Origin of the sequence: Kitasatospora sp. NPDC058046, assembly GCF_042885595.1 — a bacterium.
Classification (GTDB): domain Bacteria; phylum Actinomycetota; class Actinomycetes; order Streptomycetales; family Streptomycetaceae; genus Kitasatospora.
The window spans coordinates 139,478-154,779 of the sequence record NZ_JBHVRS010000022.1 but is presented as its reverse complement, the minus strand read 5'-3'; the positions used below and the strand labels follow the sequence as shown (position 1 = coordinate 154,779).

General features: G+C 73.0%; 14 protein-coding genes. 5 read left to right on the top strand and 9 right to left on the bottom strand.

All coding sequences use genetic code 11. The features are described from left to right. Positions 1-28: 28 nt before the first annotated feature. A complete protein-coding gene (locus ACFVU7_RS34925; RefSeq protein ID WP_388049244.1) occupies positions 29-694 on the bottom strand; it encodes a CatB-related O-acetyltransferase in 666 nt (221 codons plus the stop codon). A 94-nt stretch (positions 695-788) separates the two neighbouring features. On the opposite strand from ACFVU7_RS34925, the gene ACFVU7_RS34920 reads away from it, so the two are divergent. The 3 genes from ACFVU7_RS34920 to ACFVU7_RS34910 all read left to right on the top strand — a co-directional run bounded on the left by ACFVU7_RS34920 (position 789) and on the right by ACFVU7_RS34910 (position 2,696). Beyond that, complete coding sequence (locus ACFVU7_RS34920) at positions 789-1,439, top strand: TetR/AcrR family transcriptional regulator (protein WP_388049241.1); 651 nt, start codon at positions 789-791, stop codon at positions 1,437-1,439. Positions 1,440-1,523: 84 nt separating this feature from the next. Further along, positions 1,524-2,231 (top strand): peptidylprolyl isomerase, encoded by a 708-nt coding sequence (locus ACFVU7_RS34915; protein ID WP_063780137.1) that lies wholly within the window; start codon positions 1,524-1,526, stop codon positions 2,229-2,231. Positions 2,232-2,339: 108 nt separating this feature from the next. After that, positions 2,340-2,696, top strand: a complete 357-nt coding sequence (locus ACFVU7_RS34910) for a MazG-like family protein (protein WP_049651176.1) — start codon at positions 2,340-2,342, stop codon at positions 2,694-2,696. A 167-nt stretch (positions 2,697-2,863) separates the two neighbouring features. Here the strand turns inward: ACFVU7_RS34910 and ACFVU7_RS34905 are convergent, their stop codons facing one another. From ACFVU7_RS34905 to ACFVU7_RS34875, 7 genes are all read right to left on the bottom strand, one after another. After that, the gene (locus ACFVU7_RS34905) at positions 2,864-4,153 is read right to left on the bottom strand and encodes a geranylgeranyl reductase family protein (RefSeq protein WP_049651180.1); all 1,290 of its coding nucleotides are present in this window, start codon (positions 4,151-4,153) and stop codon (positions 2,864-2,866) included. A 232-nt stretch (positions 4,154-4,385) separates the two neighbouring features. Then, positions 4,386-5,081 carry a demethylmenaquinone methyltransferase gene (locus tag ACFVU7_RS34900; protein WP_049651181.1) on the bottom strand — a complete coding sequence of 232 codons (696 nt, stop codon included), beginning with the start codon at positions 5,079-5,081 and terminating at the stop codon, positions 4,386-4,388. A 134-nt stretch (positions 5,082-5,215) separates the two neighbouring features. Further along, positions 5,216-5,803 carry a hypothetical protein gene (locus ACFVU7_RS34895; RefSeq protein ID WP_074005515.1) on the bottom strand — a complete coding sequence of 196 codons (588 nt, stop codon included), beginning with the start codon at positions 5,801-5,803 and terminating at the stop codon, positions 5,216-5,218. Between the two features lie 254 nt (positions 5,804-6,057). Further along, positions 6,058-6,759, bottom strand: coding sequence for a hypothetical protein (locus ACFVU7_RS34890; protein ID WP_388049239.1), 702 nt, complete (start codon positions 6,757-6,759; stop codon positions 6,058-6,060). A gap of 127 nt (positions 6,760-6,886) precedes the next feature. Next, positions 6,887-8,107 carry a cyclic dehypoxanthinyl futalosine synthase gene (gene mqnC, locus ACFVU7_RS34885; protein ID WP_049651178.1) on the bottom strand — a complete coding sequence of 407 codons (1,221 nt, stop codon included), beginning with the start codon at positions 8,105-8,107 and terminating at the stop codon, positions 6,887-6,889. A 137-nt stretch (positions 8,108-8,244) separates the two neighbouring features. After that, the gene (locus ACFVU7_RS34880; protein ID WP_388049236.1) at positions 8,245-10,002 is read right to left on the bottom strand and encodes a protein kinase; all 1,758 of its coding nucleotides are present in this window, start codon (positions 10,000-10,002) and stop codon (positions 8,245-8,247) included. 279 nt (positions 10,003-10,281) lie between these two features. Continuing rightward, the gene (locus ACFVU7_RS34875) at positions 10,282-11,202 is read right to left on the bottom strand and encodes a menaquinone biosynthetic enzyme MqnA/MqnD family protein (protein ID WP_049655679.1); all 921 of its coding nucleotides are present in this window, start codon (positions 11,200-11,202) and stop codon (positions 10,282-10,284) included. A gap of 486 nt (positions 11,203-11,688) precedes the next feature. Between ACFVU7_RS34875 and ACFVU7_RS34870 the strand changes: the two genes are divergently transcribed. Next, positions 11,689-11,892, top strand: coding sequence for a cold-shock protein (locus ACFVU7_RS34870; RefSeq protein WP_045692393.1), 204 nt, complete (start codon positions 11,689-11,691; stop codon positions 11,890-11,892). A gap of 348 nt (positions 11,893-12,240) precedes the next feature. Here the strand turns inward: ACFVU7_RS34870 and ACFVU7_RS34865 are convergent, their stop codons facing one another. After that, positions 12,241-13,587, bottom strand: coding sequence for a dicarboxylate/amino acid:cation symporter (locus tag ACFVU7_RS34865; RefSeq protein ID WP_049655677.1), 1,347 nt, complete (start codon positions 13,585-13,587; stop codon positions 12,241-12,243). Between the two features lie 486 nt (positions 13,588-14,073). Between ACFVU7_RS34865 and ACFVU7_RS34860 the strand changes: the two genes are divergently transcribed. After that, positions 14,074-15,282, top strand: a complete 1,209-nt coding sequence (locus ACFVU7_RS34860; protein ID WP_380741292.1) for an MFS transporter — start codon at positions 14,074-14,076, stop codon at positions 15,280-15,282. The last annotated feature ends 20 nt before the right edge of the window (positions 15,283-15,302 follow it).

Here is a 15,302-nt window from a genome sequence, read left to right as displayed (position 1 = left end):
ATCAATGCCCTCCACGGGCACGGTTGGGTCAGGCGGAGAGCAGACCGTTCGCCGCGGCGATCGCCTCGATGTCGGCCGGGGTGCCGGACATGATGGCGCGGACGTGCTCGGTGGCCAGCTCCACCGGCCAGTCCCACCAGGCCGCACGGAGCAGACGCTCGATGTCGGCGTCGTCGAAGCGGCGGCGGATCGGGCGGGCCGGGTTGCCGCCGACGACGGTGTAGGGCTCGACGTCGGCGGTGACCATCGCCCCGGCCGCGATGATCGCACCGTCGCCGATCCGGACGCCGGGCAGGACGGTGGCCCCGTGGCCGAACCAGACGTCGTTGCCGACCACGGTGTCACCCCGGCTGGGCAGGCCCGTGACGATGTCGAGGGTCCGCTCGGTCCAACTGCCGCCGAACATCGTGAAGGGGAAGGTGGAGACGCCGACGGTCGGATGGGCGGCGCCGGCCATCAGGAAGCGGGTGCCAGTGGCGATCGCGCAGTACCTGCCGATCACCAGCCGCTCGGGGCCGTACGCGTAGAGGACGTTGCGCTCCTCGAAGCGGGTGGCACCGTCGGGGTCGTCGAAGTAGGTGTACTCGCCGACCTCGATCCGCGGGTCGGTGACGAGCGGACGCAGCAGGACGACCCGGTCGTGGCCGGCGAGCGGGTGGAGGTCAGTGGGGTCGGGAACGGCAGTGGCGGACACGCGGGCTCCTCTCGTAATGCGACATGAGTCGCATTACGATGAGCATGGCACGGCCGCCACCCCACAGCAAGCCTTAATGCGACTGGAGTCGACTTTGACTGGAGCAACCCACCCCGCACCGGAGCCCCGCACCCCCACCCCGCGCCCGGGCGGCCGCAGCACCCGGGTCCGGGCCGAGGTGGTCGCCGCCACGCTCGCCGAGGTCGCCGAAAAGGGGTACGACGGGCTCACCGTCGAGGCGGTCGCCGCCCGCTCCGGCGTCCACAAGGCGACCCTCTACCGGCGCTGGGGCGGAGTGGACGGCCTCGTCGCCGACGCCCTGACCGCCTCCGCCGACCAGCCCTGGCCCCTGCCCGACACCGGCGACCTCCGGCAGGACCTCCGCCGGATCACCCAGGAGGTGTTCAGTGTCTTCACCGATCCGGAGCTCGGCCCCACGCCCACCGCGCTGATCTCCGCGGCCCAGCGCTCGGACACCGGCGCGGCCGCCCTGCGCGCCTTCTTCGCGGCCCGCCACCGCCAGGCCGCCAAGGTGGCCGAACGGGCCGTCGCCCGGGGCGAGCTGCCCGCCGGGACGGACGGCGCCGAGGTGGTCCGGGCCGCCACCGCGCCGCTCTACTACCGCCTGTTCGTCTCCGGCGAGCCACTGGACGCCCGCACCGCCGAGCGGGCCGCCGACGCCGCGGCCCTGGCCGCCCACGCCGGACTCTTCACACCCACCACGACCACCCCGGAGCAGAACTGACAAACCATCACACTGTCGCCACCCGGGGAGCCACGGCCGCCCCAACCCCTACCGCATCCCCATCCGGCCGTGGATGATGCACCCATGACAACACCGCCGTCCACCACCCCCCGGAAGGCCCGTCACGTGAAGCGCAAGCACTGGGCGCTGGTCGCCGCCGCCACCGTCCTCCCGCTCGTGGCGAGCACCGGCACCGCCATCGCGGACACCCCCGCGGCCGCGACCCCCGCTACCGGCTGCGCCTACACACCGGCCGTCCCGGCCGACAACTTCAAGGGCATCCCGGTGTTCGACGCCAAGAAGGCGGCGAAGCCCTACCGCGCGACACTGCGGACCAGTCAGGGCCAGATCAGCTTCGAGGCCCTGACCGACAAGGCGCCCTGCACCACCTTCTCGTTCCGGTTCCTCGCCGAGCACGACTACTTCGACCGCAGTCACTGCCACCGCCTCACCACCCAGCGGATCTACGTCCTCCAGTGCGGCGACCCGACCGGCACGGGCAGCGGCGGTCCCGGCTACTCGTTCCCGGACGAGAACCTGACCGGCGCCACCTACCCGGCCGGCACCGTGGCCATGGCCAACGCCGGCCCGAACACCAACGGCAGCCAGTTCTTCTTCGTCTGGAAGGACACCAAGCTCTCCCCCGCCTACACCCCCTTCGGCCGGATCACCGGCGGTCTGGACGTGCTCCAGAAGATCGCCGCCGGCGGCGAGGACGACCAGAACAACCCGGGCGACGGCTTCCCCAACCTCCCGGTGAACATCCGCAACGTGAAGATCAGCGCCCGCTGAGGCTGCTCGTCCCCGGCGGGCCGGACAGCCCCGGCCCGCTCCCGCCCGCCCCCGCTCCCGTACGGTGGCAACACCAACGACACCGCGTGGGAGCAGGAGCAACGCCGCATGGACAGCCGGATCTGGGAGAGCGTCGACGACCTGGTCGCACGGCTGGACGAGCAGAGCACGCAGTCGCCCCAGGAGGAGCGACTGCTGCGGATCCTCAAGCTCTCCGAGGAGGTCGGCGAGGTCGGTGCCGCGGTGATCGGCGCCACCGGCCAGAACCCGCGCAAGGGGGTCACCCACACCTGGGAGGACGTCCAGCACGAGCTCTGCGACGTCGTCTTCACCGCCCTCGTCGCCCTGAGGACCCTCACCCCCGACGCGGCCCGGATCTTCGACGAGCGTCTCGCCTACGTCGAGCAGCGCTCCGCCGCCTCCCGCCGGGCGCCGGAGGCACCCCGGACGGCCGAACAGCCGTAGGGCCGGCGGGGACGGACATCCCCACCGGCCCCAACCCCCGGTCCGCGCCAGGCGTTCGGCGTCCGACCCTTCGGCGTCAGCCGCCAGGCATCAGGCGCCAAGCATCAGGCGCCAGAGACCAGCCGTCAGGCACCAGCTGTCAGGCACCAGGCGCCAGACACCAGCCGTCAGGCGTTCGGCGCGACCCTGGCGAGACCGTTGATCACACGGTCCATCGCGTCGCCGCCCTGCGGGTCGGTGAGGTTGGCGAGCAGCTTGAGGGTGAAGCGCATCAGCATCGGGTGGGTGAGGCCGCGCTGGGTGGCGATCTGCATCACCTTGGGGTTGCCGATGAGCTTCACGAAGGCGCGGCCCAGCGTGTAGTAGCCGCCGTACACGTCCTTGAGGATGCGCGGGTAGGCCTGGAGGGCGCGCTCGCGGCCGCCGTCGGTGACCCGGGCGAGGGCCTGCACGATGACCCCGGCGGCGATCTGCCCGGATTCCATCGCGTAGGCGATGCCCTCGCCGTTGAACGGGTTGACCATGCCGCCGGCGTCGCCGACGAGCAGCAGGCCGCGGGTGTAGTGCGGCTGCCGGTTGAAGGCCATCGGCAGCGCGGCGCCGCGGATCGGCTCGGTCATGTTCTCAGGGGTGTAGCCCCACTCCTCCGGCATGTTGGCGCACCAGGCCTTGAGCACCTCGCGCCAGTCCAGCTCGCCGAACGCCGGCGAGGAGTTGAGGATGCCGAGGCCCACGTTGGAGGTGCCGTCGCCCATGCCGAAGACCCATCCGTACCCGGGCAGCAGCTTGCGGTCGCCGTCGCGGGTGTCCCACAGCTCCAGCCAGGACTCCAGGTAGTCGTCGTCGTGGCGCGGCGAGGTGAAGTAGGTGCGGTAGGCGACGCCCATCGGGCGGTCCTCGCGCCGGTGCAGGCCCATGGCGAGCGAGAGCCGGGTGGAGTTGCCGTCGGCGGCGACCACCAGCGGGGCCCGGAAGGTGACCGGCCGCTTCTCGTCGCCGAGCTTGGCGGTGACGCCGACGATCCGGCCGGTGCGCTCGTCCAGGACCGGCCCGCTGACGTTGCAGCGCTCGTAGAGCCGCGCGCCCGCCTTCTCGGCCTGACGGGCGAGCAGCTCGTCGAAGTCGGCGCGCTTGCGCACCAGGCCGTAGTCGGGGAAGGAGGACAGCTCGGGCCAGTCCAGCTCCAGCCGGACGCCGCCGCCGATGATGCGCAGGCCCCTGTTGTGCAGCCAGCCGTTCTCGGTGGAGACGTCGATGCCCATGTCCACCAGCTGCTTGGTGGCGCGCGGGGTCAGGCCGTCGCCGCACACCTTCTCGCGCGGGAAGGCGGTCTTCTCCAGCAGCAGCACGTCCAGCCCGGCCTGGGCCAGGTAGTACGCGGTGGTGGCGCCGGCCGGGCCCGCGCCGACCACGATGACGTCGGCCGTGCTCTCGACGGGGCTGTCCGGCTTCGTCAGATCGGCTGCGGTCTCGGACACGTGGACACACTCCTGGAACTGCGGCGGGGGACGGCGGCTTTGTCTCCGGCAGTCTAGTTCCGCTCACGCCACCGGATGCGCCCCCGCCCCCGACCTCCGGCTCCGCCCGTCAGCCCCGACCGCCAGCCCCGACCGCCCCAACCACCAACCCGAGCCGAGCAGCCGGGCAGCCGAGCGACCGGGCCGCGGGCCCGCCGAGCCCCGAGCCCGCCTACGCGATCTTGTACGCCCGGTGCAGCGCGACGATCCCGCCGGTCAGGTTCCGCCAGGCGACCTTCGACCAGCCGTTGTCCTGGAGCTTGGCGGCCAGCCCCGGCTGGTCCGGCCAGGCCCGGATGGACTCGGCGAGGTAGACGTACGCCTCCGGGTTGCTGCTGACGGCGGTCGCCACCGGCGGCAGCGCGCGCATCAGGTACTCGGTGTAGACCGTCCGGAACGGCGTCCAGGTCGGGGTGGAGAACTCGCAGATCACCAGCTTGCCGCCGGGCTTGGTGACCCGCTGCATCTCGCGCAGCGCCTCGTCGGTGTCCTGGACGTTGCGCAGCGCGAAAGAGATCGTCACCGAGTCGAAGGTGTCGTCCGCGAACGGCAGCCGGGTGGCGTCGCCGGCGGTGAGCGCCAGCTCGGGGTGGCGGCCCTTGCCCTCGGTGAGCATGCCGACCGAGAAGTCGCACGGGACGACCTTCGCCCCGGCCTCGGCGAAGGGCAGCGAGGAGGTGCCGGTGCCGGCCCCGAGGTCGAGCACGAGGTCTCCCGGCCCGGCGGCCACCGCCTCGGCCACCGCCCGGCGCCAGGCGCGGGCCTGGCCGAGGGAGAGCACGTCGTTGGTGCGGTCGTACTTGGCCGCGACGTCGTCGAACATGGCGGCGACTTCGTGCGGCTGCTTGTCCAGAGAGGCTCGGGTCACGCCCCCCATTGTTCACCCTCGCACGGACACCCCGACCAACGGGGCCGCGCCCACGGACCTCACCCGCCTCACCCACGGACCTCACCGGCCGCGCCCACGGACCTCACCGGCCGGGCTGTACCCGCACGCCCCCCTCAGTGCTGGGCGCGCCGCCCGCCCGCGCGGCGCCGCCGCCGGGACCGCTTGCCGTGGGTTATCGCGGGCATCCCGTCCGCGAGCGCCCCCGCCGCCAGCGCGAGGTTGGCGGCCAGCGCCCCCTGCCCACTGCGGACCGCGAGGGCCTTGTGGTGCCGACGGATGCGCAGCACGCAGATCACGAAGAACACGAGGGCCACCGGCACGCTGAACCGGGCCAGGCCCACGCCGACCGGCTGCGGGTAGGTGTCGCCGCAGATCCGTACCGCGCCCGGGTCGTCGGCGGCGTGCTCCAGGCAGACCGCGTCGCCGACCTTGGCGCTGTCCGAGAGCGGCAGCGCGGCCGCGGTGTGCGGCTCCCCGTCGGCCCGGTAGCTGACGGCGCTGTAGGTGCCGCCACCGGTCGGGAGCTGGGTGACGACCCCTTCGACTCTCACCGGGTGCGCCTCGATCCGGTCGGCCTGGTCGGCCTGGCGCCAACCCAGCAGGCACATGCCGACGGCCAGCACTGCGCTGAGCACGGCGGCGAGGTACCAACCACGGCCCATCCGCGGGGTGCGCGGCGGGGGAACGGTCGCGGTTCGCATGGTTCCTGTCCTGGCTTGCCGTCGGGGCCGGGGACACGGCCCCGCCACCCGCGGGCGCGGGCGGTGGTGTGGTGAGGGTACGGAGTGGGTGAGCTGTCCGGGATCGTATCCGCTGGCGGGCCCTCAGGTCACGATGAAGGGACAATCACTCTCCGGTACCGGCCCCGGAGTTCGGGTGCACACGAAGGAAGTCCCGTGCGCCACAAGGAAATCCGGCTACTGACGAGTACGTCACACCCGCCGTGACGCCCGTCTCAGCATCGGCGGTACACCAACCGCCCGCCCAGCACCGTGGCCAGGCACCCGCCGGCCACCGGTTGCGCGCTCCCGTCCCCCGCGACCCCGGCCGTCGCGAACACCGCGAAGTCCGCCCGGCCCCCGACCGCCACCCGCCCGTACACGGCCTCGGCGAACGGCAGGACGGCCAGCGGGTCCAACGGCCGCGCGCCACCGTCCTGCGGCCCGCTGCCCTCCGGCCCGCCGTCCACCCCGCCGGACGACACAGCGGACGACACGGCGGAACCGGGCAGCCCCACGACCCCCGACCGCGCCACCGCCGTCCGCACCGAGGCCCGCTCGAAGGGCCCGGCCACCGCCGTCACCCCGTACCCGAGCATCCGCTGCAGCCCCCGCCGGGCGCTGGCCCCGCACCGCGCCTCGTCGGTGGACCCGGCCAGCCCGTCCGCCACCGGTTCGACGCCGACCTCCTCCCGCGGATCCGGGTGGTACGCGCGTTCCAACAGCCAGTGCCCGTACGGATTGCGCAGCCCGGGGGCGAGCACGGCCGCCCCCCAGTCCCGCACCCGCGCGCCCGGGTACCCGGCCGCCAGCTCCCCGTACGGCCCGACCGCCTCGACCAGCTCGCCACGCACCACCACCGCCCCGTCGGCGATGGACGGGGCGGTGGGATCGGCCGGGTCGGGCAGCACGAACGCCGCCCGGTGCAGAGTCAGCACAACAGCGCCTTCGACTTCGACAACAACGGCAAGTGCAACGGCAACGGCAACAGCGCCGACGCCGGCACCGCCATCAGCGGCACCGGCACCGGCACCGGCACGACAAGAAGGGAGGAGGAACGAGGACTCAGTTGTCCAGGATCTTCAGCTCGGGGTGCGCGGTGCCGCCCTCGATCGCCGTGGAGGCGATGTGCGAGGCGACCCGCGGGTCGACCGGGTCGTTGGCCGGGTCGTCCAGCACCCGCAGGTGCTCGTACGTGGTCGAGCGCTGCGCCGGGACGCGGTCGGCGGCCCGGATGAGGTGGATCAGCTCGGTGAGGTTGGAGCGGTGCTTGGCGCCCGCCGCCGAGACGACGTTCTCCTCCAGCATCACGGACCCGAGGTCGTCCGCACCGTAGTGCAGCGACAGCTGGCCGGCCTCCTTGCCGGTGGTGAGCCAGGAGCCCTGGATGTGGGCGACGTTGTCGAGGAACAGGCGGGCGATCGCGATCATCCGCAGGTACTCGAAGACGGTGGCCTGGGTCGAGCCCTTCAGGTGGTTGTTCTGCGGCTGGTAGGTGTACGGGATGAAGGCCCGGAAGCCGCCGGTGCGGTCCTGCACGTCGCGGATCATCCGCAGGTGCTCGATCCGCTCGGCGTTGGTCTCGCCGGTACCCATCAGCATGGTGGAGGTGGACTCCACGCCGAGGCCGTGGGCGATCTCCATGATCTCCAGCCAGCGCTCGCCGGACTCCTTCAGCGGGGCGATCGCCTTGCGCGGCCGCTCCGGCAGCAGCTCGGCGCCGGCGCCGGCGAAGGAGTCCAGGCCCGCCTTGTGGATCCGGGTGATGGCCTCCTCGACGGAGACGCCCGAGATCCGCGCCATGTGCTCGACCTCGGAGGCGCCCAGCGAGTGGATCACCAGCTGCGGGAAGTCGGCCTTGATCGCCGAGAACGCGCGCTCGTAGTACTCCACGCCGTAGTCCGGGTGGTGGCCGCCCTGGAACATGATCTGGGTGCCGCCCAGCTCGACCGTCTCGGCGCAGCGGCGCAGGATCTCGTCGAGCTCGCGGGACCAGCCCTTGTCGCTCTTCGGCGGCACGTAGAAGGCGCAGAACTTGCACGCCGTCACGCAGACGTTGGTGTAGTTGATGTTGCGCTCGATGATGTACGTCGCGATGTGCTCGGTACCCGCGTAGCGGCGGCGGCGCACCGCGTCGGCGGCGGAGCCGAGCGCGTGCAGCGGCGCGGAGCGGTAGAGCTCCAGCGCCTCCTCCGGGGTGATCCGGCCGCCGGCGGCGGCCCGGTCGAGCACGGCCTTCAGGTCGGTGCTGGACGCATCGAGGGTGGTCGCTGCGAGCTCGGTCACCTGGCGGCCTTCTCTCTCTCAAGTGCTACTCGGGTACGGCCGAACCAGCCTACGCCAGCACATTCCGCCGCCCGCGTCAGCCCGCTGAACAGCGCGCGGAGCACCCCGGACCACCCCCGAGCAGCTCGGACCACGTCTCAACCGTTCGCCCTGCGCATCGTGCCCGCCGGGTTCCCGGCCGGCGGGTCGGCGGAGGTGAACCGGACCGTCCCGTCGGACTGGAGGGTGAGCGTCTCCGCGTTGGAGCCGCCGGTGCAGGCGCCGGGGATCGAGGAGCGGACCAGCCGGGACTGGAACACCAGCGCGGTGGCGGAGGCCGACCTGAGCGTCCAGGCGCCCTCGCAGCTGATCGAGATCAGCCCGGAGGCCGCGTTGCGGCTGGTGGTGCTCTCCTGACCGATCGCCGCCGGACGGACGGTGAGCGTGGTGGTCCCGGCGGGCAGCCCCTTGTCGGTGACCATGTCCCCGCTCCAGGTGCCCAGGAAGGCGGCGGGCACCACGCTCGGCCCGCCCGTCCCCGGCGGCACCGCGCCCGGGGCGGACGGCGTCGCGCTCCCCGGAGCACCGGGGGCCGACGCCACCCCGGAGCCGAAGGCCCCGCTCGGCAGGACGGCCTGGCTCGGATCGACCGACACCTCCGGCAGCGGCCCCACCGTCGGCGACGGCCCCGAGGCCGCCGGTTCGGCCCGGTGCAGCCACTCGTACAGCCCGTACCCGCCGCCCCCGAGCACCGCGAGCGCCGCCACGGCCGCCGCGACCGCCACCCCGGTCCGGACGCGCCGCGGCCGCGCCCCCGCCGGCTCGTCCCAGACACCCGAGCACAGCGGCTGCCGATCCCCCTCGCCCTCCGGCCCACCCCCGGATGCGACGGTCGGAGTCCGCACCACCCCGGAAGCACCCGCCTCCGGAGCCGCCCCACCCGAAACCGGCTCCCCCGAAGCCCCCGGAATCCCCTCCGGGTCCGAGTCCGAGTCCGGGTCCAAGTCGAGGTCCAGGTCCAGGTCCAGCAGCCCCACCGCACTGCGCCCCACCCCCGCCGCCAGCTCCGCCGGCAGCCAGCCGCCGTACGACAGCCGGGTGGCGGCCGTGCCGTCCGGGTCCAGCCGGTCGTGGAGCTGCCGCGGGGTGGGGCGGGCGGCCGGGTCCTTGGCCAGGCAGGCGAGGACGGTCCCCCGCAGCGGCTCGGGCAGTCCGGCCACGTCGGGTTCCTCGTGCAGCACCCGGTAGAGCAGCACGGCCGCGCTGACCCCCTCTCCGAAGGGGTGCACGCCGGTCCCGGCGAAGGCGAGGACGGCGCCGAGCGAGAAGACGTCCCCGGCCGGCCCGACCGCCTGCCCGTTCGCCTGCTCGGGTGACATGAAGCCGGGCGAACCGACCACGTAACCGGAACGGGTGAGGCCGCCGGCGGCGTCCAGTGCCCGGGCGATCCCGAAGTCGATCAGCCGGGGCCCGTCCAGGGTGAGCAGCACGTTGGAGGGTTTGACGTCCCGGTGCACCAGGCCGAGCCCGTGGACGTGGGCCAGCGCCCCGGTGAGTCCGACGCCGAGCGAGCGCACGGCCGGCTCGGGCAGTGGCCCGTACGTCCGGACGGCCTCGCCGAGCGCGGGGCCCGCCACGTAGCCGGTGGCGACCCAGGGCTGCCCGCCCTCGGTGTCGGCGTCCAGGACCGGCGCGGTCCACGCGCCGCCGACCCGCCGGGCGGCGGCCACCTCCTGCCGGAACCGGGCGCGGAACTCGGCGTCGTCCGCGAGTTCCGACCGCACCACCTTGACGGCGACGGTGCGCCCGCCGGCCGTCCGGCCGAGGTAGACCCGGCCCATCCCGCCCGCGCCGAGCCGCCGCAGCAGCCGGTAGCCGCCCACCTGGCGCGGATCGTCCGACCCCAGTGCCCGCATCCCCGTACGCTCCCTCGCCCGCTCGGCCACGCGCGCCGCCGACCGCCGACCGCCGGGGGCCGAGCGGCCACCCGGCCGGCCGACCACCCGGGTCGGCCGTCCGGTCGGCCAGCCGACCGACCGTCAGCCGGACGCGCCTCGGGTGCAGACCGTACCGGGCCCGGCCGGGCCCCGCCCGGCCCGCGGACCGGAACGGGGCCAGGAGCCGGACCGCGCGCCCCCCCCCGGGGGGCCGTCGTCACACTCCCGTCGCCCCGCGGGCGGGGGCGAGTACGGGCCCTACGACCCCAGCGGCAGCGCCGCCGGCTCCAGCAGCCGCACCGCGACGTCCGGGGCGAACCCGCTGTCGTGCGCGACCCGCCGGGCGAACTCCGTGACCCCGGCCAGCTGCCGTTCGCCGAGCGAGAAGTCGAGCGCCTCGCTGAAGTACCGCTCCAGCACGTCCGCCCCGATGGTCTCCCAGCGGGCGGCCTGCTCGGCGACCTTGGTGGCCTCCACCAGCGACAGGTCGCGGGACTCCAGGAAGGCCCGGTGCACCGCGGCGGTCATCTCCGGGGCGCGCTCGGCGAACTCGCGCCGCACCGCCCAGACCGCGAAGACGAAGGGCAGTCCGGTCCACTCCTTCCACATCTCGCCGAGGTCGTGGACGGTCAGCCCGAGGTCGGCGGCCTGCCCGAGGTAGGCGCGCAGGGCCGGGTCACCGATCAGGACGGCGGCGTCGGCCTCGGCGAGCATGGAGCCGAGGTCCGGCGGGCAGCTGAAGTAGTCCGGGCGCACGCCCTCGCGCTCCTCCAGGAGCAGCCGGGCGAGCCGTACGGAGGTGCGGCTGGTGGAGCCGAGGGCGACCCGGCGGCCGTCGAGGTCGGCGAGCGGCACCTTGCTCACGATCAGGCAGGACATCACCGGGCCGTCGCTGCCGACCGCGATGTCCGGCAGGACGAGCAGGTCCTCCGCGTTGCGCAGGTACTCCACGCAGGTGATGGGGCCGATGTCCAGGGCGCCGTCGACGAGCTGGTCGCTCAGCTTCTCCGGGGTGTCCTTGGTGAGATCCAGATCGAGCAGGTTGCCGGTCCTGGCGAGCCCCCAGTAGAGGGGGACGCAGTTCAGGAACTGGATGTGGCCGACCCGCGGCCTGACCGGGGTGTCCTGCCGGGGCTCCCGCGTCCGCGCGTCCGGTGTTCGTGCTTCCGGTGCTGCCACTGCGCCGCTCCCTTGCTGTTCGTGCCTCCCCGCAGCGTATGCCTGCTGTCGGCGGTGGCTCGCACCGGCCACCCGACACGCCCTCACGCGCCGCCGGCGGGCCTTTCCGCGCCCGCCCCCACCCTGACGAACGGCCTGACGCACACCCTCCCGACCGGCCGACGGCCGCCCGGCAACCGACCCGGCGAACACCCGCAACAGCCTTGCGCCCGGCCCCTGTGAGCGCCTCAGGACCGCCCTACGACACGCGCCTTCCACGCCGTAAGTGACCTCTGGTCGTCACAGCGGCCGCATGCTAGCGTTGCCCTCAGTTGCAGTTTGATTCCCCTTGCAGTACTTGAAGCCTGCGGAGCATGTAACCGCAGGCTTTTTGTAGTTTTTCAGCAATATCGAAAAATTTCGGACACGTCCGGAGGCAGGGCGATCAGCGCAGCGGACCGGGTGCCACACGGTGTGGCCCCCGACACGCCTCGCAAGGAGAACGGCATGGCCACGGGAACCGTCAAGTGGTTCAACGCTGAGAAGGGCTTCGGCTTCATCGCCCAGGAGGGCGGCGGCCCGGACGTCTTCGTCCACTACTCCGCCATCAACGCGAACGGCTTCCGTTCGCTGGAGGAGAACCAGGCGGTCACCTTCGACGTCACCCAGGGCCCGAAGGGCCCGCAGGCGGAGAACGTCACCGCTGTCTGACCATCCTCTGATGATCTGATCGCTCGTGGACCCCGACGGGTCCGCCGGCGGCTCCCGACAGCCGCCACCATGAGCACAAGAGCAGTACCCAAGGGGGCCCGCCCGTCCGGCGGGCCCCCTGCCTTTTTTCGAACGCCTTCCGGCCGAACTCCACTCGAACGTCACTCGAACATCGAACGGGTGGTTCGGGCCGGGAAGTTCGGGTGCGGAGAAAAGGAATGCGGAATGGGCCCTCCCCCGTCACCGGGAGAGGGCCCTTTCCGTCCGGTCGATCGGACGTCCCCTCTGGCGTCCGATCGGGCATTCGGCCTCCGGCTGAGCGGCCGGACCGGAGGCCGAACGAGCGCCTCAGGCCGCGGCCGTGGCCGCTCCGCCCTGGGCGGCGACGACGGCCGGCTTGGCGTCCTCCTCGTACAGGTCCCCGGACGGGTTGTTGTACGCGGCGACGTCCAGGATCTTCTCCCGGGCGGCGACCACGATCGGCACGACGACCTGGCCGGCGACGTTGGTCGCGGTGCGCATCATGTCCAGGATCGGGTCGATGGCGAGCAGCAGGCCGACGCCCTCCAGCGGCAGGCCCAGGGTGGACAGGGTCAGCGTCAGCATGATGATCGCGCCGGTGAGGCCCGCGGTGGCGGCCGAGCCGACCACCGAGACGAAGGCGATCAGGATGTAGTCCTTGATGCCCAGCTCGATGTTGAAGACCTGGGCGACGAAGATCGCGGCGACGGCCGGGTAGATCGAGGCGCAGCCGTCCATCTTGGTGGTGGCGCCGAACGGCACGGAGAAGGACGCGTACTCGCTCGGGACGCCGAGGCGCTCGGTGACGCGGCGGGTGACCGGCAGGGTGCCGACCGAGGAGCGGGAGACGAAGGCCAGCTGGATGGCGGGCCAGGCGCCCTTGAAGAAGTGCAGCGGGTTGAGCCCGGCGGCGAAGCGCAGCACCAGCGAGTAGACGACGAACAGCACCAGCGCGCAGCCGAGGTAGATGTCCAGGGTCAGCGTGGCGAAGGGCTTGAGCAGGTCCCAGCCGTACTTGGCGACGGACTTGCCGATCAGGCCGAGGGTGCCGAGCGGGGAGAGCCGGATGACCCACCACAGGGCGGTCTGGGTCAGCTCCAGCACGGACTCGCTGAGCTTGAGGACCGGCTCGGCCTTGGCGCCGAGCTTGATGATCGCCGCGCCGACCACGACCGCCAGGAAGACGATCTGGAGCACGTTCACCTTGGCGAACGAGTCGACGATGTTGGTCGGGAAGATCCCGGTCAGGAAGTCGATCCAGGTGCCCTTGGAGTCGAGCGCCTTGAGGCCCTCGGTCTTCAGGTTGGTGCCCTCGCCCGGGTTGGTCAGCAGGCCCAGGCCGATGCCGATGCCGACCGAGATCAGCGAGGTGATCATGAACCAGAGCAGCGTGCGGGTGGCCAGGCGGGCCGCGTTGGTGACGTTGCGCAGGTTGGCGACGCTCACCACGATCGCGGTGAACACCAGCGGCGGGACGGCGACCTTGAGCAGCTGGACGAAGATCTTGCCGATCGTCTCCAGGGTGGTGGCCAGCCAGGAGATGTCGGCGGCGCGGGCCAGGTAGCCGAGGCCGACGCCGAGCACGAGGCCGGCGACGATCTGCACCCAGAAGGGCGTCTTGCGGATGCGGGCGAGCACGGACGGCGACGAGGTCGCCTCGGGCGCTGTGGACATGGGGGAGCGTCTCCGGGGGAGGGCGTTGCTGACGGTGAGGTGGGGGCGGAGCAGGCGGCACGGCGCGGGGCCGGACGAAGGGGTCGGCCCCCGATCAGGGGCGTGCCGCCGCGGTACAGCTCGGGGCGGTACAGCGCATGGCGCGGCAACGGCCCATGGCGCGACAACGGCGCGGACTGTCCACAGCACCGGTCAGAGCACACGGGCGGGCGGCGCCGGGCAGCGGGCCCGGGCCGTGCATCCGCAGTGCGTCTGAGGCTGTCATGGCCGATACGTTAGCAGCAAAGGTTTGAGATGTTCAAAGTACTTGTTTGAGGTCACGGAGAGTTCCTGCCCACCCGAACCCCGCCGCGAACCCGCGCTCCGGACACGAACGAAGCTGACGCCCCATCAGGACGGCTCGATGGTCCGATTGACCGCTGAACGGTTATACGTATAACTTTGGCGGCGTCCCCGCCCCTGCCTGCCCACCCGGAGAGGACGCCGATGGGCTACCTCGCCCTGCTCCGTGCCCCGCACGTCACCCGCCTGCTATTCGGCACCCTGCTCGGCCGCCTGCCCGCCGGCATGACCGCCCTCGTCATCGCCCTCGCGCTGCGCGACGCCGGAGTGGCGTACGGCCGGGTCGGACTGGCCACCTCCTGCTACGCGATCGCCGCCGCCGTCGGCGGGCCGGTGCTCGGCCGGATCATCGACCGCACCGGACAGCCGCGCGTCCTGCTCGCCTCCGCCGTGGTGGCCGGCGGCGGGTACGCGCTGCTCGCCCTCGCCCCCGGCTCCGCGATCGGCGCGCCGGTCGGGGCCGCGATCGCCGGCCTCGCCATGCCCCCGCTGGAGCCCTGCCTGCGCTCGCTCTGGCCGGACGTGGTCGAGGAGAAGCAGCTCGACACCGCGTACGCCTTCGACTCCGCCTCCCAGCAGATCCTCTACGTGGCCGGCCCGCTGGCCGTCGCCGCCATCTCCGGACTGTTCAGCCCGGTCGCCGCGCTCTGGGTGGCCGCCGGACTCGGACTGGCCGGCGCGCTGATCGTGGCCACCACCGGACCCGCCCGGTCCTGGCGCGCCCCGGCCCGGGAACAGTCCGCCGGACTGCTCGGACCGCTGCGCTCCCCCGGGCTGGTGCTGCTGCTGGTCGGACTGGCCGGGGCCGGCTGGGCCGTCGGCGCGCAGAACGTGCTGTTCATCGCCTACGCCGAACGGAACGTCGGCGCGCTGCCCGGCGGCGGAGGCACCCTGCTCGCCCTGGCGGCGCTCGGCGGCCTGCTCGGCGCACTCGCCTACGGCGCCGTCAGCTGGCGGCAGACCACGGCCACCCGCACCTGGATGATGGCCCTCGCGATGGCCGCCTCCTACCTGCCGCTGATCGCCCTGCCCGGGCCGTACCCGATGGCCGCGCTGGCCTTCCTCTCCGGGATCATGCTGGCCCCGCTGCTGGCGGCGGCGTTCGTACTGGTCGCCGAACTGGCGCCGACCGGCACCGTCACCGAGGCCTTCGCCTGGCTGGTGACGCTGTTCGCCACCGGCAACTCGCTCGGCTACGCCGTCTCCGGCAAGCTCGCCGAGGACTCGCTGCGCCCGGTGGCGCTGTGCGCGGTGGGCGGCATCGCGCTCGGCGGGCTGCTGCTGTTCGGCGCCCGGCGCTGGTTCCACCCGGCGCCGGCCGCCCCCGCCGAGCAGCCCGTCCCGGTGGGCTGACCCGCCCCCACGAACGACCG